Source organism: Amycolatopsis sp. WAC 04197 (genome assembly GCF_003947475.1).
In the GTDB taxonomy this organism is placed as follows: domain Bacteria; phylum Actinomycetota; class Actinomycetes; order Mycobacteriales; family Pseudonocardiaceae; genus Amycolatopsis; species Amycolatopsis japonica.
In genome coordinates this window covers 177,949-195,362 of the sequence record NZ_QHJK01000008.1, presented here as the reverse complement: position 1 = coordinate 195,362, position 17,414 = coordinate 177,949, and the positions used below count along the sequence as shown (strand labels likewise).

The following is a 17,414-nucleotide window of genomic DNA, read 5'->3' as shown; positions in this document are numbered from 1 at the left end:
CGATGGACGACAACACCACGTTCCAGGTCCTGATCAACGACGAAGAGCAGTACTCCCTGTGGCCGGAGGGAAAAGAGATTCCCGAAGGCTGGCGTCCCGACGGCAAGACCGGGACCCGGCAGGAATGCATGGACCACGTGGACGAGGTCTGGACGGACATGCGTCCCCGAAGCCTCAGGGAGCGTATGGCGGCCGAATGACCCGATCGCGGTGCCCGGGGCGGTTCCGCCGTCCCGGGCACGTCCTGTGGGGTTCTCGTCAGGCCAGCGGCCGGTGGTGCATCTCAACGGCCTGCCCTACGTCCGGCGTGGGTGGCGGGACCGGCTGCGGGATCGCAGGATGGACAGCGTGATGGGGTGATGTGATGCGCGAGCGGGCGGCGGTCCTGCTGCTGTGTGCGGCTCAGTTCGTGGACGTGCTCGGGGTGACGATCGCGGTGATCGGCCTGCCGGAGATCGGCCGCCGGTTCCCCGGCGCGGAGGCCTCCACGCAATGGGTGGTCAGCGGCTACGCGTTGCTGTTCGGGGGTTTCCTGGTGTCGGCGGGGCGGGTCGCGGACCGCTACGGGCACCGGAGGACGTTCGTCTCAGGAATGACCGCGTTCCTGGCCGCGAGCATCGCGGGTGGCCTGGCGCCCGGGATCGAAGTGCTGATCACCGCTCGCGCGGTCCAAGGACTGGCCGCGGCGTTCGTCGTCCCGGCGGCGTTCGCCCTGGTGTTGTCCCTGACCGCCGAAGGCCGGGAGCGGGTGGTCGCGGTCGGCTGGTGGACGGCCACGGCGGCTGCCGGGGGAGCGGCCGGGTTCCTTTTCGGCGGACTGCTGGTGCACTACGCGGGCTGGCGCTCGATCTTCCTGCTCAACGTGCCGATCTGCCTGGCGGTGTTGCTGTTCGCGCGTTCCCTGCTGCCCGCGCGCACCGAACGCGCCGGACGCGGTTCGCTGGACCGGCCGGGCGCCATGCTGGTGACCGGTGGGTTGCTCGCCGCGATCTACGGTGTCAGCGCGGCGACCGGAACCGTCCGGGTGGTCGCTCTCGCGGGCGCTGTCGCCTTGCTCGCGGCCTTCGTCGTGGTGGAGCGGCGGACCGCCGACCCGCTGGTCCCGGCGCGTCTGGTCGGCACGCCGCGCTTCGACGCCGCGCTCGTGGTGGCGTTCGCGCTGACCTTCGCCACCACCCCGGCCAGTGTGCTGGGCACGGTGTTCTTCCAGCAGCAGCAAGGCTTGTCGGCCGGGACCACCGGATTCCTGTTCGCTCCCTTCAGCATCGGCGTCGTGGGCGGAAGCTGGCTGGGCACCCGGCTGCTGGACCGGCTCAGCGGCCGATGGGTCGCCTTCGGGGCGTTCGGTGTCGTCGCGGCGGCGCTGGTGATCGGATCGATCGCGCTGCGCACCGGCTCGACGGCTGGCTTCGCGGTGTCGCTCGCGACTTCGGGAACCGGGCTCGGCGCGGCGTCGGTCGCGGCGACGAACGCCGGGACCTCCGTGGTGGGGGAGACGGACCGCGGTATCGCGTCCGGTCTGCTCAACACCGCGCCGCAATTGGGCTCCGCGCTCGGCACGGCGGTGATCAGTACCGTCGCGCTGGGGAGCGGCGCGACAGATCTGCCGTCCGGGATCTTCGTGGCTTTGGGTGCCGCCGTCCTCGGTACGGCCGCGACCCTCGGACTGGGCGGGCCGCGGGTCACAGCGGGGACCCGCGGGGTGCGGTGAGCGATTACCTCTACTGCTTTGGAACGGGGACAGCCTTCGGGGCATCGTCGCTCTGCAGTGCGGTGGAATGAAGGCGTGGCTGAACTTCCGATTCGCGATCGTGCCGGCAACGTCTTGATCGACTTCCGTCGTGTCGCGGAAGATGAGATGGGGCGTCTGGTCGAGCATGTGGGCGTGCCCGCGTCGTTGGTTGTCGCCATCCATGCAGATGCAGTCCTGATGATGTTCGACAGCTGGCGGAGGCAGTGGGAACTTCCGGGAGGGACACGGGAGCCGGGTGAGTGCCCGCGCGAGGCCGCGGTGCGTGAGTTGGGTGAAGAGACCGGCATTCACGGCGTGGATCTGTCGTTCGCCGCCGTCGCCGAGTTCGATCTCACGAAGCCGGAGCGCCGGGAACTCCTGGCCGTATATCGGACTCGGCTCCAGGTCGCGCCTCGACTGACCGTCAACAGTGAAGCGTTGGACTTTCGTTGGTGGTCGCCATCGGAACCGGTGAGCGAGGATATGAGCCCGCTGGACGCGGAGATCGCCAGGCGCGTGGCCCGATCAGCTGTCGGCTGAATGGCCGGTCGTGCTGTCATGCCGCGGGTCGTTCGCCAAAGAGCGCGGTTGATCGGAGGACGACTTTCCTGGATTTTATGACGCGGATGGGTATGTGGACCTGAACAGGATTGTCGGCGGCCTTTCGGCCGGTTATGCGAGGGCGACTATCTACGGTTTTCCATTCCAGAATTTCACAATCCTTGTCGATGGGACGGTCTGTTATTCCGGTGGCCCGTCGGACGACGCCTACAGCACGTGAGTGTTCTACGCTGAACCCGGCGAGAGATGACTGGCATGGAACAGCAAGACGGAGCGGAGACCCCTGGAGTGCGGATGCCGCGGCCCGTGGACAGGTTGGCCCGGTTCCCAGGGCCGGTCGCGATCGTTCACGGTGAGGGCTTGCCGGGGCCGGTCGCGTTCCTGGACGGTGATGCCGTCAACGACGAGCCATGGGCCATCGAGGCGACGTATCAGAAGTCGGGAAGGCCGTGCCTCGTGATTCGGACGGTACGCTCGTCACGGGACATGAATCCCCGTGGGCTGCCGGTCGAGGACGCGACCATACAGATGGTCAACTTCCTCTCCCGAGTTGGCCGTCCACTGGAACAGGAGCTGACCGCGCCGTCGAGGGCGTCGTCGAGGAAAGTGTTCGATCAGGTTCGTGTCGCCGTGGACGGTGCCACTGTCCACGACGTCGAGGTGGCGATCGATGGCGAGAGGGTGCGTGGCACCCGGACGGACGCGCTGGACGCCGCGGTCGTTGAACTGGCCTGGCACGGTCAGGCTGTGTTCGTCACCGGCTGGCCGGACGCCATGCAGATCCTCGCGCTCCGCACCGCGACCCCGCCCGACGTCGCTCACCTCTAGATGTGATGCCCAGGGACGTTGTTCCCGGCCTGTCGTGAAGACAGGCGAAGGCCTCTGGATGCGAAGTGAGCTGTCCAGGAACCGCTTCACATACCGGAGGCCTTCGTGTCCCACCCTGACGCCGCGTGCCGGCTGCGCCTGGCGCGTCTGATCGTCGAGGCCGATCGCAGCTCTCGGCCGCACCACAGCCCGGCCCGCACACCGTTGTGCTGCGCTGGCGGCACCGGCTGGGCCCGGGATGCCCGCAGACGCCGCGCGGGCGTTCGAGGTCCGGCGAGACCGACATCACCGATCGACTCGTGCGTTGTGGTCTGTTCGACCGACAGCAGGGGAACACGCCTGCCGGTAGCTTGTGGCCGACCTCGATCGGACACTGGAGAAAGCCACCATGACGACTACCCGGCGCGCACTTGCGGTTCTGGCCACCACAGGGCTGGCCGTCTCGGTCCTCGGCACAGGCTCCGCCTCGGCCGCGACCAAGGGCAAGATCTACATCTCGAACAACTGCGGCAGCTCGGTCTCCACGACGATCCACCGCACCGACGGCGCGATGATCGCGGGCACCGGGGCCGCTCCGGCGGGCAGCTACTTCGGATATCCGGTCAATCCGGGTACCTATGAGGTTCGCGTGCCTGCCGGGAACCGGAACGTGAAGATCCTCGACCTCGGCAGCAAGGCGCACTCGGTCATCGTCAAGGCCTGCTGACGACCGTCGACACCATCCGTTGCCCGCCGCGATGTCGCAGCCGAAAAGCGCGACCGGGATCGCTGCCGGGGTTCTGGCGATTCTCGGCGGTCTCGGTTTCCTGGCAGCTGCCGCGCTCCACACCGTCGAGTTCGCCTATTCCTTTATCCTGCTCGCCGTCGGAGTCGTCGCCCCCGACATCGATCTCTCCGTCGCCGTTCCCGTCTTCCGTGGGTAGGCTCGCGGTTCGCTGGCTCGGCCGTAGGCCCGATCACGGCTTCTCGCCGTCATCGGAACCTGGACGCCACCGGAGGTAGGGCGACGAGCTCCGTCGCTTGTGGACACGGACGGGAATGGCGACACCGCGCGACCCGGTCGTTCGTGGCGCTTGGTCGCGAAGCGTTCGATAAGCGGCCAGGACGGCGGCGAGGCGCTCGGGATCCGGGAACCGGCCATCGGGATGCAGCCTGCGAACGAGACGGCGATACGCCGTCGCGACTTCGGCCGGGGTCGCGTCGCGAGCCACCCCGAGCACCGTGTACGGGTCGGCCGTCATGATCCATCACCTGCCGCGAAAACCCGTTCAGTGCCAGGGTTCCCGGTCCGCGAGCGCGGGAACGTCACGTCGCTGGTCGGCCACGTCGGCGGGATCGGCCTCCGGTATCCGACTCGCGTCGAACGCCGTGGCCATTTCCTCGTCGAAGTGTTCGCCGGGATCACCGTCCACCGCGTGGGCGAGCCGGTGCTGGTCGGCCACATCCGCCGCGGGCTTTTCGTCGTCGAGCATCGCGGTACTCCTGCGCTGAGGGGGCGCGGCCCGCACCGTGGAGGGCGGACCGCGCCGCGTCGAGTGGTGCTCGGGAACGGTCAGGGGTTGATCTGCTTGGCCTTTTCGCCACCGGTGACGGCGATCTTGCGTGGCTTGGCCTGTTCGGCGATCGGGATGCGCAGGGTAAGCACCCCGGCGTCGTAATCCGCGCTGATGTCGTCGGTCTTCAGCGTGTCTCCCAGGAACAGCTGACGGCTGAACACCCCGCGAGGCCTCTCGGCCACCTGGATCTCGGCGTCCCCGCCCGGTTCGAGGGTGCGTTCGGCCTTGACCGTCAGCACGTTGCGTTCCACGTCGATTTCGACCGAATCCGGCGAGACCCCGGGCAGGTCGAACGCCACCACGTATTCGTTGCCGGACCGGTAGGCATCCATCGGCATCATCACTTGGCGGGAAGCGGTGCCGTTGGCGCCCAGGAACTGCTGGGTGAGCCTGTCCAGCTCACGGAACGGATCGGTTCGCATCAACATCACAATTGCCTCCTTCCTCGTATCGCCACTTCTTCGCGGCGAAAGCGTGTGCCTTCGTTCTTTCAACGGCGGCTCGCCGCTTCGTGTTCCTGTTCCGCCGCCGTGGTGTCCGGCGAGGAATCGCCGAAAGAGCTGAAGCGGAAACGAATCCGGCCGGCGCCGTCCGCGATGCGGTCGGCAATCGGTTCGATGATCCCGGCCGTGCCCGGCTCGTCGAGACGGGCCAGCAGGCGGGCGAGCTCGTCGGGTGCCTCGACCGGTTCGACGGGTGTCTGGATCAGTGTGCGATGCAGGATGCCGACGTCCCAGCCGCTGGTGTTGCCGCTGCCCGCGGGGACCGCGACGGTGGCGTCGAACAGCCAGCGCGGGGATTTGCCAGGAATCGACGGGGTGGCGTGCGCGGTCAGCCCGATGACCTGGTCGGCACGGAGAAGGCCATCGCTGAGCGTGCGTATCCAGACTTTGTTCAACCCCATGAATGCTCCATCGGTTCGTGAGCGGGAGTCCGTGGTCAGTCGCGGGTGAGATCGTCCAGGTGGTATCTGCGGGCGGCCACGGTGACCATCGCGACGATGCCCGTGACCACGGTGCTGAAAACGATCACAGCTGTCATGCTTTTCCGTCCTTGTGGAGAGGTGTGGCCCGTTAGCACTCTCGACCCCCGAGTGCTAATTCTCTGATAGCACGTCGGGCGCGGGGCCGCAAGTGTGCGGGGCTTGACATCCTCTGCAAGGCGAGTTACATAGTTTTTCAGAGATGACTTGACCTGGCTTCGGTCCCGACGACGTTCCGGGGAGTGATCGAGATGCGGCACGGTATCCGCCGTACAGCGGTGAACGAAGCGTTCGCCGAGCTGGTGTACGCGGACCGGGTGTGGCTGCGCACCGAGTTCGAGTCGATCATCGCGGCCTCTTTCGCCGATGTCTCACGCATTCCCCCTCGGCGGTCGCGGGGCGTGGCCCCGTCCGAGCGATCACGGGCCGCTCGGACCGCACGGCCGGCCCGTCCACCGACAGCGCGACCGTGTCCCGCGGTCCACGTCGGTGAGCGCTGGATGCGGCAGCGTTCACCTCCGGTATCGGTTCGCGGAGTCCGGCACGGCTGAGTGAAAGGCAGGTGATGTCATCGAGCGCGACTTTCAGGACTGTGACACTCCGGCGACCCCGCCGCGCGCCGCGGCGGGGTCCTTACAAGTGGCCGTGCAGCGCGCCGATGGGATCGGCTGTCCCATAGCGGTCGACCATCCGGTGTTCACCGGGTCCCGGCGGAGGAGTGGGACGAGCGTGAGGTCAGCAGGCCTGCAGCACGTCTACGACCAGGTCAAGAGCAAGCTCAAACTGGAAACCGAGCTCGCCTCCGGCGGCCGCACCGCGCGAGCGGTGCTACGAGGCCTGTCCCGCGTCGTCGACAGGCCTTTGTGAGGCGACCTCCCGGATCGCGTCCGACAGACGCGGGTAGACCGGCACCCGCACGTCGAGGTCGAAGAGCCGCAGGATCCTGAGGTCCGTCGGCGAAGTGGTGACCAGCGCCAGGCGGCGGCGCTCACGGGCGGCCCGGGTGGCGCAGGCCTCCAGCACCTGAAGTCCCGCCACGCCGAGGAAGGTCACCCGGGACAGGTCGATCACCGTGCGATCGGGAAGGTTCCCGTCCAGATGCCGTCGCAGCAACGGGGCCGTGGTCGCGTCCAATTCCCCGGTGACGGTGAGGATCAGCAGATCGGCGGTGTGCTCATGCTCCAGTATGGGCGCGGGTGTGCTTCGGTACGGCGATGACATGGAGGTCTCCTCGGGGAAGCGGCCTCCGAGGCGAGTCCCTCACAGCAGCAGCGAAGGCGCCCAGGGAAGCACGTCGCCGGACGCACCCGGCTCTGGCCGGACGGTGCGGAGCCGGGCAAGGTCACCGGACACGCGAAGCTGCGGGTTGAACCACACGTGCACTCACCGTACGCCGGTGGGGACGCTCCCGCAGAGCGGGGACAAGTCGTGAAACTCCGCAGGTGTGTTCCGGGCGGAACCGGGGTAACCGGCCACCGATTCATCCGGATCATGGGAAAGGGAATCGACATGAGCCTGAACGACGACGACATCTCCACCACCTCGGACAAGGACAAGGAAGGACCGGCCGACGCCGGGGCGGGCCAGGGGACTTCCGGCGAGCACGACGGTGGGGCGGACGGTGGCGCCGAAGGGCCTGCCGATTCCGGCGCCGGCGAAGGCACCCCCGGCCAGCACGACGGCGGAGCCGACGGCGGCGCGGACAGTGGCGCGAGCTGATCTGAGCGAGCCGTCCACCGATACCGGGCCAAGGCGTGAAAGCCTCCCGGTGCCGGTGGACGGCCGCGCGTCGAAAACTGTCCTGTCGCGCCTGGTCGGTTCCGACATCGAGGAGTTCGCCGCCCGGCATTGGGGCAGGAAACCGTTGTTGCGGCGAACCGGCGGCGACTTCGGTGATCTGCTCGATCTGGACGGCGTCGACGAAATCCTTTCCCGCCGCGGGCTGCGGACGCCGTTCCTGCGGCTGGCTCGCGACGGCGCGGTGGTCGATTCCCGCTCGTTCACCGGCGGGGGCGGTGTGGGTGCGGAGATCGGCGACCAGGTCCGCGACGACCGGGTCGCCGCTCTTTTCGCCGACGGCAGCACCATCGTGCTCCAGGGGCTGCACCGCATCTGGCCGGCCGTCATCGACTTCACCACGCGCCTGGCCGACGAGCTCGGCCATCCCGCGCAGGTGAACGCCTACGTCACCCCGCCGTCGTCGCAAGGCTTCTCGGCGCATTACGACGTGCACGACGTCTTCGTGATCCAGGTGGCCGGCCGCAAACGATGGAAGGTGCACGCGCCCGTCCACCCGTCGCCGCTGCGTGATCAGCCGTGGAGCGAGCACGCCGATGCCGTGGCCGCGCGGGCCCGTGACGACGCTGCGGTCATCGACGAAGTCCTCGAACCGGGCGACATGATGTATCTGCCCCGCGGCTGGCTCCATTCGGCGACGGCGCTCGGTGACGTTTCCGCGCATCTGACCGTCGGCGTCCACGTGATCACCGCGTTCGCTCTGGTGGAGGCGCTCACCGCGCTCGTCGGTTCCGAGGAAGGGCTGCGCGCGTCGCTCCCGCTCGGGATGGACGTCGGCGACCCGGACCGGCTGGAAGCGCACGTCGAGTCCGTCCGGGAAACTCTGATCGCCGCGCTGCGGGCGGTGCCCGGCGACGCCATCGCCCGGCATGTCCGGGACAAGGTGTGGCAAGGGAATCGGCCGGAACCGCTGGCACCGGTCGCCACGGCCAGGTTCGTGCTGGGCCTCGGCGACGGGGATGCCGTGCGGCGCCGCGACGGTTTGCGTTTCCGCATCGGCGACACAGCGGACGGCAGGATCGTTCTCGAACTCCCGGATCGTCGCCTCTTGTTGCCTGCAGCCACCTCGACCGCCTTGACGGCGCTACTGGACGGAAGGGTGTGGCGGCTGGGGGAGATCCCGGGAATGGATCGAAGCGATCAGTTCGTGCTCGTGCGCCGCCTGCTCAAGGAAGGCGTGCTGATGGCCGCGACCGCATGATTGCGACACCGGCGCAACGGTGCGCGGACCTGGCCGAAGCCGCGGGCGATCCCAGGGAGGGGACGGCCCCGCCCGCGGAGCACTGGCTCTTGGTCGAGCATCCGGGCCCCTGGGGCCGCTTCGCGCTCAGGGAATCCGGGATGGATCCGGGCGCGGTCGCCCCGCTCCGTTCGTGGGCGGCGCGGGTCAACGGCCGGATCGCTCTGGTGCGCCGTGTCGCTCGGCGTCCGCCCATCCGCGATCGGCCGTTCCGCTGGTTCCGCGTCGACGCCCGCCCCGGTCACGAGCAGATCCGCACCGGGGAATTCAGCGACGCCGCGGAACTCGGCCGCAGCACCTTCGCCGAGGGACGCGTGTGGCCGGAACCCCTCGCGCTCGTGTGCGTCCATGGCAGACACGACACCTGCTGCGCGGTGCGCGGCCGTTCGCTCGCGACCACGCTGGCCGCGGAGTTCTCCGAGTCCACTTGGGAATGCAGCCATCTCGGCGGCTGCCGGTTCGCTCCCTCGATGGTGTTGCTGCCACACGGCTTCACCTTCGGCGGCCTGCGTCCGGCCGACGCGAGCGGTCTTTTCCAGCGGTACCTTGACGGGGTCGTCGACGGCCGGTTCCTGCGTGGCCGTTCCTCGCACCCACCGGTCGTCCAAGCGGCGCACCATAACGCCCGCGCCGCCACCGGCGTCGTCGGCATCGACGATCTCCGGCTGACGAAGACCACACGAACCGGTGATACCGACTGGCAGGTGGTCTTCGCCGAACCCGACTGCATCGTGCGTCTGCGCGAAGGCCGGATCCCGGCAGGCCGACGGCTCACGTGCGCGACCGAGCCCGTGCGGACGATACGGGTGTTCGAACTGCTGGATTTGCGGTACTGACCGTGGGTGACCGTATGGGGGGTCAGTGGTGGTGGGGCGCGATCGGCGCCGTGATGGTCGTCGTGGGCTTGCTCGTGCGCTCGTCGACCGACCGGAAGTGGCGATCGTTCGTCGGGGAGATCGTCACTCTGGCGGGCTGGACGCTGGTCGTCATGTTCGTGATCAAGCCTCTGGTTCCGGCGAATGCCCTCGGCGTCACGATCCTGGTCGTGATCGTCCTGGGTGTCCTCGCGGTTCCACTGATCGCTTGGCGCACGAAGAAACGGCACGAATCGGGGTAACGCACTGGCGCACAACCGCCCGCTCGCGCTCAGCGCACGCGGCATCGTCGATTCGGGGCGGTCACTCGTCGTCGTCGGAGGAAAGCAGGCCCGACTTCTCCGCTCGGGCCACCACCTTCTTGACGAACTCGATCGAACCGCAGTCCTGGTCGAGCAGGGCGTTGCGGCGTTTGGCCCACGCCGTGCCCAGGTCTTGGCGGACCTTCTCGCTCACTTCGGTGCGCGCCGGGTTGAGGATCGTCTGCTCTTCCTCGCCGATGTGGTGCATGAGCGCCTCAGCCAGCTTCTCGACCGCGTCGTCGAATTTCTGTGTGTCGGTGCCTTTGCATTCCAGCAGGTCCAACAGCGCCTGGTTGCCTTCGGCGTGTTCTTCCTCGCCGTGCTCCTGCTCGTGCTTGTCGATGGCGTCCTTGCGCCGCAGGGCGGGGTAGACATCCTGTTCTTCGGCTTCACCGTGCGCTATCAGTGCCGCCGACAACGCGGCTCGGGCACCTTCCCGGTCCGCGGTCGCGTCCCGCAGGTCACGGAGGAGCTGTTCGAACAGGCGGTGGTCGTCCAGGATGAGGTCCACGACGTCACCAGCAACTGGACGGGGAATCGTCACGGCAGTCATATGCCGACAATTCCTGGGCGGCGGCCGTCCTGCAACTCGAAGCACGGCCGAAGGACGAGGCGGCCCGCCCCACGACAAGGGAACGGGCCGCCGACCAGATCACTGTCAGCCGTCGTACCAGCCGTAGTTGACGATGCGGCCGTGGTTGTAGCAGTCACCGCCCCACAGCCAGGTGCCCGGTCCCACCAACGGTCCGTGGGTTTCGTGGCCGTCCGAGCACTTGGTCCAGGCACCGCTGCGGCCGTAGTCCACGAACACGGTGGCGTTCCACGCGACGCCGTCGTAGTAGGTGGTCGTCCACCTGGCCACGTGGCTGGTGCCGACCTCCCCGCCGATCGCCGAGTGATGCTTCCCCTTCGTGTCGGCGGACGCCGAGCCGGCGCCTGCCAGCAGGACACCCCCGGTCAGCGCCACGGCCCCCGCCGCCACCGCGATTCTGCGGATCGTCACGTTATCCATTTCCCCTCCGGTGATCGTTTCCGGTTTTCGAGCACGAGCGCCGCGTAAAGCGCGGCACCCGCTGTCACCTGTCTAGTGCGGCGGGAGCGTTCTGTGCCGGGGAGTGGACAGCGAACGACAAACTTCCGGACAATGGAGAAAAGCAGACACCTGGGGGGTGGCTGATGCCACGGTATGAACGTCCATTTGTTACGGACGAAGATTCGTTGTCACAGTTCGCGGGGGAGCTACGACGATTACGCGAGAACGCCGGAAGCCCGCCGTATCGCGAATTGAGCAAGCGGGCCCACTACGCGGCGAGCACCTTGTCCGACGCGGCGGGCGGCCGGAAACTGCCGACTCTGGCGGTGACCTTGGCCTATGTCCGGGCCTGTGAAGGCGACCTCGCCGAGTGGGAGGAGCGCTGGTATTCGATCACCGCGATGAACCGTGCCCCGGAGCCCGAGGAAATCGACGAAGAGATCCCCTATCCGGGTCTCGCCGCATTCGGGGCGCATCAGGCAGGGTATTTCTTCGGTCGCGAGCACCTCGTCGAAGAATTGTCGCGCCAAGTCACCGAACGGCGACTCATCGCGGTTTCCGGCGCATCGGGATCCGGCAAGTCCTCCTTGCTGGAGGCCGGGCTGATCGCGGCCGTCCGGAGATCCGGCCGGGATCGGACGATCGTGCGACTCACTCCCGGACCGCATCCGCTCCGGGAAAGCGCGATCCAGCTGGCCGCGGTCAGCGGCGGATCGGCGGTCCGGCTGCACGGGGAGCTGACGGCGGATCCCGCGGGACTGCATCTGCGTGTCCGTCAGCTGCTGGCGAGGCGGCACGCGGACGCGGAACTGCTGCTCGTCGTCGATCAGTTCGAAGAGGTCTTCACCCGCTGCCGGACTGCGGAGGAGCGTGACGCCTTCGTCGCGGTGCTCCTGCACGCCGTCCAGGAACCGGACGGCCGGACCCGGCTCGTGGTGGGTGTGCGTTCGGACTTCATCGGACACTGCGACAGGTACCCGGCGCTCGCCGCGGCGCTGAGCCCCGGGAACCTGGTCGACACCGGGCCGATGACCGCAGAGCAGCTACGCTCGGCGATCATGCGACCGGCGATCGCCACCGGACACCAGCTGGAAGGCGCGCTGGTCGCCACGATCATGGCCGAGACGGCGGGCGGGCACGGTGTTCTCCCGCTCGTCTCCCAGGCGATGCGCCGCACCTGGCGACGCCCTCACGGCGCCACGCTCACCCTCGCGGCGTACCAGGCGTCCGGCGGGATAACTCGTGCCCTGGCCGATACGGCCGAGAAGGTCTTCTGCGAGTTCGACCGAATCGGGCAGCGGCAAGCACGGGACGTGTTCCTCCGGTTGACCACGCTGGGATTCGATGGTTACGACACCCGGCGGCGCGTCCCCGCGCACGAACTCGACCCGGCCGCCGCCCCGGTGGTCGCCCGGCTGGTCGATGCCCGGCTCGTGATCGCCGACGCCGACGGGCTGGAGTTCGCGCACGACGCGCTCATCCGCGAGTGGCCGCGGCTGCGGAACTGGCTGTCCACCGGTCGCGGCCGTCTGTACCTGCACCGGCGGCTGACCGAAGCCGCAGGGGTGTGGGAACGCGCGAACCGCGACCCGGCGCCGCTCTACCGGGGCAGCCAGCTCGACGAAGCGACCACGTTGGCCGGATCGACGAGACTGACCCTCCGGGAACACCAGTTCCTCGACGCGAGCATCCAGGCCCGCGAAGAAGAGACGGCCCAGGCGGACCGATCCGCGTGGCGGCTCCGACGGCTGGCGGCCGCGACGGTGGTCATGAGCGGGCTGGCCGCGGCCTCGGTCGCGCTGGCCGTCCGGGAACGGAGGCAGACACTGGCGCTTTGCTGGTGACCGCGTGCCACGCCTCGGCCGACTGCTGAGATCAGCCGGTGACGTCCAGATGCGCGGGAACCGGGGTGGGTTTGGGCGCTTTGCCGCTGGGCTGGGGTTTGTCGGCGGCGGGCTTGGTCGTCGGTTCCGGCGAAGTGCCTGCCTTGGCGCAGGTGGCCGAAGCGATGTCCACGGTCTGGGTCTGGCCGAGCAGCCTGGCCGATACCGCGGTCACGGTGAGGGTGCCGTCGTTGTTCTTGGTCTGCTTGTTCACCACGAGTTCGATCAGCTGGGCCACCGGGACGGTGGTGTTCGGCGGCACCTGGTCGAGGTCGAGGACCTTACCGCCGGCCTTCAGCTTCGCGATCGACACCGAACCTTTGCCTTCGCGGCATTCTGCCCTGATCGCTTCAGCGCTCAGCCCGGGTAGCGGGAGCGTGGCGGGTAGCAGGCCGAGGTTGAGCGCGAGGCCGGTGACAACGGACTCGGCTCGCCCTGGTCTCACCTCGGCGGTCAAGGCCTTCGCGGTGAGCAGTGAGGGGCCGGGGGTCGGCAAACCCGCCGACACGAGAGATTCCTTGCCGGTTCCGGAGACGGCTGGGGTGCGGGGAATCTTGACCAGCCCGGACGCGGCGACGGCGAACGCGGAGTCGGCCGGTGCGGCCTGGGCGGGAGTGGCGGTGAAGGTCAGGAGTGCCACCGCCGTACCGGCGAGCGCGCTCGTAGTGCGTGGGAACAACGGAAAATACCTCCGTGATCGGGTGTCAGGTGATCTGGACGATGGTGCCGAGCGGCAATTCGACGAGGCGGTTCAACGCCTCGCGGGTGACGCGGATGCAGCCGTCGCTGGTGGCTTTGCCGACGAAGCTGTTGTCCGGCCAGGTGTGCAGGCCGACGGTGCCGGGACCGCCACCGAAGGTTTCGTGTGAAGCGGAATGGCTGCTCAGCGGCAGCACGATCGGGCTGTAGGTGTTCACGCTTTCCTGGATCGACGCGAGAATGAACGCGCGGCCGGTCGGCGTGGGGTGTTCCGGCTTTCCGGTGCCGATGGTCCACGAGCCGGCCGGCTTGCCCGCTTCGTGGATTTCCAGCCGAAAACCCGCGAGATCCACGGTGACGCGGAAATCGTTCTGTGCCGATTCCACGGCATCCGGGGTGGCGTGTAGCCAGCCGGTCGCTCCGTTGGGCCTCGTGGGCAACAGGACCTGCGCCCAGTTACCCTGCCGGGCGATCACCGGAACCCAGGTCGGCGATCCGATCTGGGTTCGGGGGAGGCGGGCGATCGGCTCACCACCGGGGGTACGGAAGACGACCGCGTCCTCCTTGGGATGCAGTACTTCGCCGCCGGTCGGGGCGGTGGGGGACGGGTCCGCGGGCGCGGAGGCCAGTTCGCCGAAGGTGTTCGCCTCCGGGAGTGCGACGGCCGCGGGCTCCACCGCCGGCGTGGTCATGGAACCGTCGGTGGCACCGTTGCCGCCTTTCGTTCCGCAGCCGGTCAGCAAGGCGACCACTGTCAAGGGGAGGAGAAGGAAAACCATACGAGGGCGCGCGCGACCGCTGAAGGTCTGCAGGTTGGTCATCGAGTGCCTTGTCCTTGGGCAGAGTGTTCCACAACGGAATTCGCTTCCGTGGGGAACATTCCTAACATCGGCGCGATGTGTTAATCAATGATCACCATGCGCGCACGGGAGGATCTGCCTGCGGCTTTGCCGAGTTCTCCCAGGTCGCAGATGTTCGGTGAATTCACACGATCGGGGAAAACGGAGGAGAACCGGTAACGATGGGGCGAGCCCACTCAGAGTATGTGCTCGGAATCGTTTCCCGGAGTAGGGGTGATGAATCGCCGCGCGTTGATCACCCGCCGTGGTCAACACCGCGGAACGGGATCGGTCAGCCGTTCGTCGCCCGGTGATCGAGATATTCGATGCTGCATCCGTCCAGTCGCCGCGCGGCGTCCGACGCGTGGGCGGAGCAGAGCGAGCCGGTCACACCGTCGCGATCGGTGGCGATCGCCGCGGCCGGTTCCGTGCAGGGGGTGTGCAGCCGGTCGTAATCCCAGGAGTTGTCACAGCCCGTCGCGGTGCACCAGGCCCGGTCGCCGAGCGAGTGCAAGGTGACGCCGTGGACAGGGCAGACTCCCCAGGGCACGTCGCACAGATGGGGATCGCGGGACACCCGGACACGGGCCAGGGACTCGGCGGTTCTGGCGATCTCGCCGGTGTAGCCGGCCAGATCGTCGGTGGCTTTGTTCATCGGCTGCGCGAGCCGTTGCAGGTGCCCGTCGTCCGTGGCCGCCAGCCGAGCGGCCATTTCCGCGGTCCGCTCGGCGAGCGCGTCGGCCTCGGCGGCCAGCGCTCGTAGTTCGGCCGGGAGGGGTTCCGGCGTGGTCGGCTCAGGCATCGTGGTCCTCGCAGGTGCGGTGGAGAAGAAAGTGCCGAGAGGGAAGAACGTGGCCCCGGTCCGGGTGAAACGTGGACCGGGGCCGTCGGTTCGAACGAGTGGCTCAGAACCAGTGGGCGCGGCCGCCCACCTTGCGTCCCGTGCTGCCGAGGATCGCGAGAACCACGCCCACGACGGCGACGACGGCGCCGATGGTGGTCAACACGGGAATGTCGACGATCAGGCCGATCACGAGAATGATGACTCCGAGCACGATCATGGTGACTCACTTTCCTGGAGCGGCCGAAACGAACCGCCGCCACGATGGGGACTGGCTGGTGGTGCCCGCATCGGCGTCTCGTCAAACACCGTCCAGCCAGGTTTCCTTTCATGGGATCCCTGGTTTGATTCCGCGGATCGTGGGTAAACGCCTTGAGTCGTCGTGAAGTGCCGCCGGAGGAAACGCAGTGTTGTTTCGCAGGAAAGCGATCGTGCCCGTTGGAGATGTCGAGCGGGCGGAGGCCATTCTGGTCGCTCGAGGCGTCAGCCGTGAACGGGCTGGTGGCGAACTGCGGGAGATGGCGCGCCGTCGCCACATCTCGTTGTCGCGGTGCGCGGCTTTGGTGGCGTCGACCGGCCGGGTGCGGCGGTCGGCGTGAGTTCGCCCCAGGACGAGATGCCCGCCGACCTCACGCCGGAACAGCGCAAGGTTTGGCTCGGTGAAGCTTTGCTTCCTCGCGTGCAGAGGTATCAGCCCGTTCTGGCGGCGCAGGTCAGCGGAAGGCTGCTGAAGCTGAGCGCTGACGAGATTCTCGCCTTGCTCGCCGACGAGCCGAGCTTGGAACGGAAGATCGCCGAAGCGACGGCGGAACTGGCGCGGAAGCATCACCACGACTGAACTCCCGCGTGGCCTGAACGCGCGGTCGGCCCCGTCGACCTACTTCGACACCGCGCTGCTGCAAGCGAATGGTTCTTTTCCAGGGTGCAGTAGCTCCGCCCACCACGCCATCACCGACATCATCGCCGAAGTCCTTGCGCAGCAACCTGAGCACGAGCGGCCCGCAGCCGCTGGGCTAGAAGTCCGTGCTGCGTGAGAGCTTCTCGTTGGCGCGTAGCTCCACGAGGGCGTTCTCGTGCATCGCGGTGACGACGTCGTAGCCGGAGTTGCCGAGCACGATCCGGCGCGGCGGAACGGGTGCGCTCATCGCGCTGAGCACGGCCCGCACTCCCCGCACGGGATCGCCTTCTTGCTTGCCGTTGTGGTCCACGAACGCCGCCTTGACGCTCTCGACCATCGGTACGTAGGCGTCGACGACCTCGTTGACGGGCTGGTCCTGGAAGTCGGCGAAGGCATTGGTGCGGGTTGCTCCCGGCTCTACGACGAGCACCCGCACACCGAACGGCTCGACCTCGAGCCGCAGCGTCTCCGACAGTCCTTCGACCGCGAACTTCGCCGCCGAGTAATAGCCGAACCCCTGTGCGGTGACGAGGCCCGCCACCGACGACATGTTCACGATCCAACCGCCGCCGCGTGCCCGCATACCCGGCAGGACCGCACGCACCACGTCGACCACGGCGAACAGGTTGAGGTCGAACGTGCGGCGGATCGTCTCGTCAGGGGCCCCTTCGATCGAGCCGAACCAGCCGCGGCCCGCGTTGTTGACGAGCACGTCGATTCCGCCGAACCGCTCCTCCGCCGCCTTGACCGCCGCACGCACCTGCTGGGCATCGGTGACGTCGAGCTCGAGAACCAGCACGCGGTCGCCGTAAGGCTCAGCCCATTCCCGCAGCTCGGCAGGCCGACGCACGGTCACCGCGACTCGATCGCCCTGCTCCAGTGCGGCCTCGGCGTAGACCAGACCGAACCCTCCGGGCGTCCCGCCGGTGATGAACCAAGTCTTCATGATTTTTCTCCATTCAAGATCGACGTGCGCGGGTTCGGTCAGGCCGTGTGGTTGGCGATGACGATTTCGGCGATGCGGTCGTCCCGGAGCGTGAACCGGTAGTCGAGCTCGGCGACGCCGCCGGGGAAGTTGCCTTCGAGCCGCACGGTCACGACCCAGTGATTGTCGTCGGCGCGGTGGGCGCCGATCTGTTCGGTCGTGTACTCGAACTCGGTCCCGGCGTCCCGCAGGAACGCGTGGGTCTTCTCTCGGCCGTGGAAGGTCTCGTCCTGGTCGATGATCACCGCGTCCTCGGTGAGGAACGACGAGGCGGTGTCGGCGTCGTGGACGACGTGGGCGGCGAAGAACTCGCGGACGGTGGTCGGGAGCAGATCGGACAGGAGGTCGGTGTGCGGTGTCATG

The 17,414-nt window shown here is 68.0% G+C and carries 28 protein-coding genes; 14 read left to right on the top strand and 14 right to left on the bottom strand.

Annotation, left to right across the window (positions count from 1 at the left end):
• The first annotated feature begins 2 nt into the window (after positions 1-2).
• From DMC64_RS28060 to DMC64_RS28035, 6 genes are all read left to right on the top strand, one after another.
• Positions 3-200 carry an MbtH family NRPS accessory protein gene (locus tag DMC64_RS28060; protein WP_037339126.1) on the top strand — a complete coding sequence of 66 codons (198 nt, stop codon included), beginning with the start codon at positions 3-5 and terminating at the stop codon, positions 198-200.
• Positions 201-364: 164 nt separating this feature from the next.
• Complete coding sequence (locus DMC64_RS28055) at positions 365-1,711, top strand: MFS transporter (protein ID WP_125735951.1); 1,347 nt, start codon at positions 365-367, stop codon at positions 1,709-1,711.
• A gap of 75 nt (positions 1,712-1,786) precedes the next feature.
• On the top strand, positions 1,787-2,272 hold the full coding sequence (locus DMC64_RS28050; protein WP_125735950.1) for an NUDIX hydrolase: 486 nt from the start codon (positions 1,787-1,789) through the stop codon (positions 2,270-2,272).
• Positions 2,273-2,548: 276 nt separating this feature from the next.
• The gene (locus DMC64_RS28045; protein ID WP_125735949.1) at positions 2,549-3,121 is read left to right on the top strand and encodes a hypothetical protein; all 573 of its coding nucleotides are present in this window, start codon (positions 2,549-2,551) and stop codon (positions 3,119-3,121) included.
• A 388-nt stretch (positions 3,122-3,509) separates the two neighbouring features.
• The gene (locus DMC64_RS28040) at positions 3,510-3,827 is read left to right on the top strand and encodes a hypothetical protein (RefSeq protein WP_037340209.1); all 318 of its coding nucleotides are present in this window, start codon (positions 3,510-3,512) and stop codon (positions 3,825-3,827) included.
• 31 nt (positions 3,828-3,858) lie between these two features.
• Positions 3,859-4,044 (top strand): hypothetical protein, encoded by a 186-nt coding sequence (locus tag DMC64_RS28035; protein ID WP_199755119.1) that lies wholly within the window; start codon positions 3,859-3,861, stop codon positions 4,042-4,044.
• Positions 4,045-4,077: 33 nt separating this feature from the next.
• Here the strand turns inward: DMC64_RS28035 and DMC64_RS28030 are convergent, their stop codons facing one another.
• From DMC64_RS28030 to DMC64_RS28010, 5 genes are all read right to left on the bottom strand, one after another.
• Positions 4,078-4,362, bottom strand: coding sequence for a J domain-containing protein (locus DMC64_RS28030; protein ID WP_125735948.1), 285 nt, complete (start codon positions 4,360-4,362; stop codon positions 4,078-4,080).
• Positions 4,363-4,389: 27 nt separating this feature from the next.
• The gene (locus DMC64_RS28025) at positions 4,390-4,593 is read right to left on the bottom strand and encodes a hypothetical protein (RefSeq protein WP_125735947.1); all 204 of its coding nucleotides are present in this window, start codon (positions 4,591-4,593) and stop codon (positions 4,390-4,392) included.
• 80 nt (positions 4,594-4,673) lie between these two features.
• Positions 4,674-5,105, bottom strand: coding sequence for an Hsp20/alpha crystallin family protein (locus DMC64_RS28020; RefSeq protein WP_125735946.1), 432 nt, complete (start codon positions 5,103-5,105; stop codon positions 4,674-4,676).
• A gap of 62 nt (positions 5,106-5,167) precedes the next feature.
• Positions 5,168-5,581: a hypothetical protein gene (locus DMC64_RS28015; RefSeq protein WP_125735945.1), complete on the bottom strand. Its 414-nt coding sequence runs from the start codon at positions 5,579-5,581 to the stop codon at positions 5,168-5,170.
• A 274-nt stretch (positions 5,582-5,855) separates the two neighbouring features.
• Positions 5,856-6,038 carry a hypothetical protein gene (locus DMC64_RS28010; RefSeq protein WP_125735944.1) on the bottom strand — a complete coding sequence of 61 codons (183 nt, stop codon included), beginning with the start codon at positions 6,036-6,038 and terminating at the stop codon, positions 5,856-5,858.
• A 350-nt stretch (positions 6,039-6,388) separates the two neighbouring features.
• On the opposite strand from DMC64_RS28010, the gene DMC64_RS42750 reads away from it, so the two are divergent.
• Positions 6,389-6,526, top strand: a complete 138-nt coding sequence (locus DMC64_RS42750) for a hypothetical protein (protein WP_158634263.1) — start codon at positions 6,389-6,391, stop codon at positions 6,524-6,526.
• On the opposite strand, the gene DMC64_RS28005 is transcribed toward DMC64_RS42750, so the two are convergent.
• Complete coding sequence (locus DMC64_RS28005; RefSeq protein ID WP_125735943.1) at positions 6,488-6,880, bottom strand: STAS domain-containing protein; 393 nt, start codon at positions 6,878-6,880, stop codon at positions 6,488-6,490. The genes DMC64_RS42750 and DMC64_RS28005 overlap by 39 nt on opposite strands.
• A 288-nt stretch (positions 6,881-7,168) precedes the next feature.
• Here DMC64_RS28005 and DMC64_RS28000 point away from each other — a divergent pair, with 288 nt between their 5' ends.
• From DMC64_RS28000 to DMC64_RS27985, 4 genes are read left to right on the top strand one after another with little or no spacing between them, the layout of a single operon-like run.
• Positions 7,169-7,378: a hypothetical protein gene (locus DMC64_RS28000; RefSeq protein WP_037340202.1), complete on the top strand. Its 210-nt coding sequence runs from the start codon at positions 7,169-7,171 to the stop codon at positions 7,376-7,378.
• A gap of 49 nt (positions 7,379-7,427) precedes the next feature.
• Positions 7,428-8,657, top strand: a complete 1,230-nt coding sequence (locus tag DMC64_RS27995) for a cupin domain-containing protein (RefSeq protein WP_233629838.1) — start codon at positions 7,428-7,430, stop codon at positions 8,655-8,657.
• On the top strand, positions 8,654-9,532 hold the full coding sequence (locus tag DMC64_RS27990; protein ID WP_125735942.1) for a sucrase ferredoxin: 879 nt from the start codon (positions 8,654-8,656) through the stop codon (positions 9,530-9,532). Before DMC64_RS27995 ends, DMC64_RS27990 begins: the two co-directional genes overlap by 4 nt.
• Before the next feature lie 14 nt (positions 9,533-9,546).
• Positions 9,547-9,813 carry a hypothetical protein gene (locus DMC64_RS27985; protein WP_125735941.1) on the top strand — a complete coding sequence of 89 codons (267 nt, stop codon included), beginning with the start codon at positions 9,547-9,549 and terminating at the stop codon, positions 9,811-9,813.
• 61 nt (positions 9,814-9,874) lie between these two features.
• Here DMC64_RS27985 and DMC64_RS27980 read toward each other — a convergent pair whose 3' ends face one another.
• Positions 9,875-10,384 carry a hemerythrin domain-containing protein gene (locus tag DMC64_RS27980; protein WP_233629837.1) on the bottom strand — a complete coding sequence of 170 codons (510 nt, stop codon included), beginning with the start codon at positions 10,382-10,384 and terminating at the stop codon, positions 9,875-9,877.
• 147 nt (positions 10,385-10,531) lie between these two features.
• A complete protein-coding gene (locus DMC64_RS27975; RefSeq protein WP_199755118.1) occupies positions 10,532-10,876 on the bottom strand; it encodes a hypothetical protein in 345 nt (114 codons plus the stop codon).
• 215 nt (positions 10,877-11,091) lie between these two features.
• On the opposite strand from DMC64_RS27975, the gene DMC64_RS42745 reads away from it, so the two are divergent.
• Positions 11,092-12,750 carry a hypothetical protein gene (locus tag DMC64_RS42745; RefSeq protein ID WP_158634262.1) on the top strand — a complete coding sequence of 553 codons (1,659 nt, stop codon included), beginning with the start codon at positions 11,092-11,094 and terminating at the stop codon, positions 12,748-12,750.
• 31 nt (positions 12,751-12,781) lie between these two features.
• Here DMC64_RS42745 and DMC64_RS27965 read toward each other — a convergent pair whose 3' ends face one another.
• From DMC64_RS27965 to DMC64_RS43020, 4 genes are all read right to left on the bottom strand, one after another.
• A complete protein-coding gene (locus DMC64_RS27965) occupies positions 12,782-13,468 on the bottom strand; it encodes a choice-of-anchor P family protein (RefSeq protein ID WP_125735938.1) in 687 nt (228 codons plus the stop codon).
• A 25-nt stretch (positions 13,469-13,493) separates the two neighbouring features.
• Positions 13,494-14,309 carry a L,D-transpeptidase family protein gene (locus DMC64_RS27960; protein WP_199755117.1) on the bottom strand — a complete coding sequence of 272 codons (816 nt, stop codon included), beginning with the start codon at positions 14,307-14,309 and terminating at the stop codon, positions 13,494-13,496.
• A gap of 310 nt (positions 14,310-14,619) precedes the next feature.
• The gene (locus tag DMC64_RS27955; RefSeq protein WP_125735937.1) at positions 14,620-15,129 is read right to left on the bottom strand and encodes a hypothetical protein; all 510 of its coding nucleotides are present in this window, start codon (positions 15,127-15,129) and stop codon (positions 14,620-14,622) included.
• A gap of 103 nt (positions 15,130-15,232) precedes the next feature.
• The gene (locus tag DMC64_RS43020) at positions 15,233-15,388 is read right to left on the bottom strand and encodes a hypothetical protein (protein ID WP_162836892.1); all 156 of its coding nucleotides are present in this window, start codon (positions 15,386-15,388) and stop codon (positions 15,233-15,235) included.
• A gap of 211 nt (positions 15,389-15,599) precedes the next feature.
• Between DMC64_RS43020 and DMC64_RS42740 the strand changes: the two genes are divergently transcribed.
• Positions 15,600-15,767 carry a hypothetical protein gene (locus DMC64_RS42740; RefSeq protein WP_158634261.1) on the top strand — a complete coding sequence of 56 codons (168 nt, stop codon included), beginning with the start codon at positions 15,600-15,602 and terminating at the stop codon, positions 15,765-15,767.
• Positions 15,764-16,006: a hypothetical protein gene (locus tag DMC64_RS27950; RefSeq protein WP_125735936.1), complete on the top strand. Its 243-nt coding sequence runs from the start codon at positions 15,764-15,766 to the stop codon at positions 16,004-16,006. The genes DMC64_RS42740 and DMC64_RS27950 overlap by 4 nt, the downstream gene beginning before the upstream one ends.
• Positions 16,007-16,181: 175 nt before the next feature.
• Here DMC64_RS27950 and DMC64_RS27945 read toward each other — a convergent pair whose 3' ends face one another.
• Both DMC64_RS27945 and DMC64_RS27940 read right to left on the bottom strand, forming a co-directional pair.
• Positions 16,182-17,012 (bottom strand): SDR family NAD(P)-dependent oxidoreductase, encoded by an 831-nt coding sequence (locus tag DMC64_RS27945; RefSeq protein WP_125735935.1) that lies wholly within the window; start codon positions 17,010-17,012, stop codon positions 16,182-16,184.
• A gap of 38 nt (positions 17,013-17,050) precedes the next feature.
• Positions 17,051-17,413 carry a nuclear transport factor 2 family protein gene (locus tag DMC64_RS27940; RefSeq protein ID WP_125735934.1) on the bottom strand — a complete coding sequence of 121 codons (363 nt, stop codon included), beginning with the start codon at positions 17,411-17,413 and terminating at the stop codon, positions 17,051-17,053.
• Between the last annotated feature and the right edge of the window lies 1 nt (position 17,414).

Excerpts from the sequence above, each read along its gene's own strand:
- DMC64_RS28060 (WP_037339126.1), top strand. The coding sequence starts at position 3 with ATGGACGACAACACCACGTTCCAGGTCCTGATCAACGACGAAGAGCAG.
- DMC64_RS28055 (WP_125735951.1), top strand. The coding sequence starts at position 365 with ATGCGCGAGCGGGCGGCGGTCCTGCTGCTGTGTGCGGCTCAGTTCGTG.
- DMC64_RS28045 (WP_125735949.1), top strand. The coding sequence starts at position 2,549 with ATGGAACAGCAAGACGGAGCGGAGACCCCTGGAGTGCGGATGCCGCGG.
- DMC64_RS28040 (WP_037340209.1), top strand. The coding sequence starts at position 3,510 with ATGACGACTACCCGGCGCGCACTTGCGGTTCTGGCCACCACAGGGCTG.
- DMC64_RS28035 (WP_199755119.1), top strand. The coding sequence starts at position 3,859 with ATGTCGCAGCCGAAAAGCGCGACCGGGATCGCTGCCGGGGTTCTGGCG.
- DMC64_RS28030 (WP_125735948.1), bottom strand. The coding sequence starts at position 4,362 with ATGACGGCCGACCCGTACACGGTGCTCGGGGTGGCTCGCGACGCGACC.
- DMC64_RS28025 (WP_125735947.1), bottom strand. The coding sequence starts at position 4,593 with ATGCTCGACGACGAAAAGCCCGCGGCGGATGTGGCCGACCAGCACCGG.
- DMC64_RS28020 (WP_125735946.1), bottom strand. The coding sequence starts at position 5,105 with ATGTTGATGCGAACCGATCCGTTCCGTGAGCTGGACAGGCTCACCCAG.
- DMC64_RS28015 (WP_125735945.1), bottom strand. The coding sequence starts at position 5,581 with ATGGGGTTGAACAAAGTCTGGATACGCACGCTCAGCGATGGCCTTCTC.
- DMC64_RS28010 (WP_125735944.1), bottom strand. The coding sequence starts at position 6,038 with ATGCGTGAGACATCGGCGAAAGAGGCCGCGATGATCGACTCGAACTCG.
- DMC64_RS28005 (WP_125735943.1), bottom strand. The coding sequence starts at position 6,880 with ATGTCATCGCCGTACCGAAGCACACCCGCGCCCATACTGGAGCATGAG.
- DMC64_RS28000 (WP_037340202.1), top strand. The coding sequence starts at position 7,169 with ATGAGCCTGAACGACGACGACATCTCCACCACCTCGGACAAGGACAAG.
- DMC64_RS27990 (WP_125735942.1), top strand. The coding sequence starts at position 8,654 with ATGATTGCGACACCGGCGCAACGGTGCGCGGACCTGGCCGAAGCCGCG.
- DMC64_RS27985 (WP_125735941.1), top strand. The coding sequence starts at position 9,547 with ATGGGGGGTCAGTGGTGGTGGGGCGCGATCGGCGCCGTGATGGTCGTC.
- DMC64_RS27960 (WP_199755117.1), bottom strand. The coding sequence starts at position 14,309 with ATGACCAACCTGCAGACCTTCAGCGGTCGCGCGCGCCCTCGTATGGTT.
- DMC64_RS27955 (WP_125735937.1), bottom strand. The coding sequence starts at position 15,129 with ATGCCTGAGCCGACCACGCCGGAACCCCTCCCGGCCGAACTACGAGCG.
- DMC64_RS43020 (WP_162836892.1), bottom strand. The coding sequence starts at position 15,388 with ATGATCGTGCTCGGAGTCATCATTCTCGTGATCGGCCTGATCGTCGAC.
- DMC64_RS27945 (WP_125735935.1), bottom strand. The coding sequence starts at position 17,012 with ATGAAGACTTGGTTCATCACCGGCGGGACGCCCGGAGGGTTCGGTCTG.
- DMC64_RS27940 (WP_125735934.1), bottom strand. The coding sequence starts at position 17,413 with ATGACACCGCACACCGACCTCCTGTCCGATCTGCTCCCGACCACCGTC.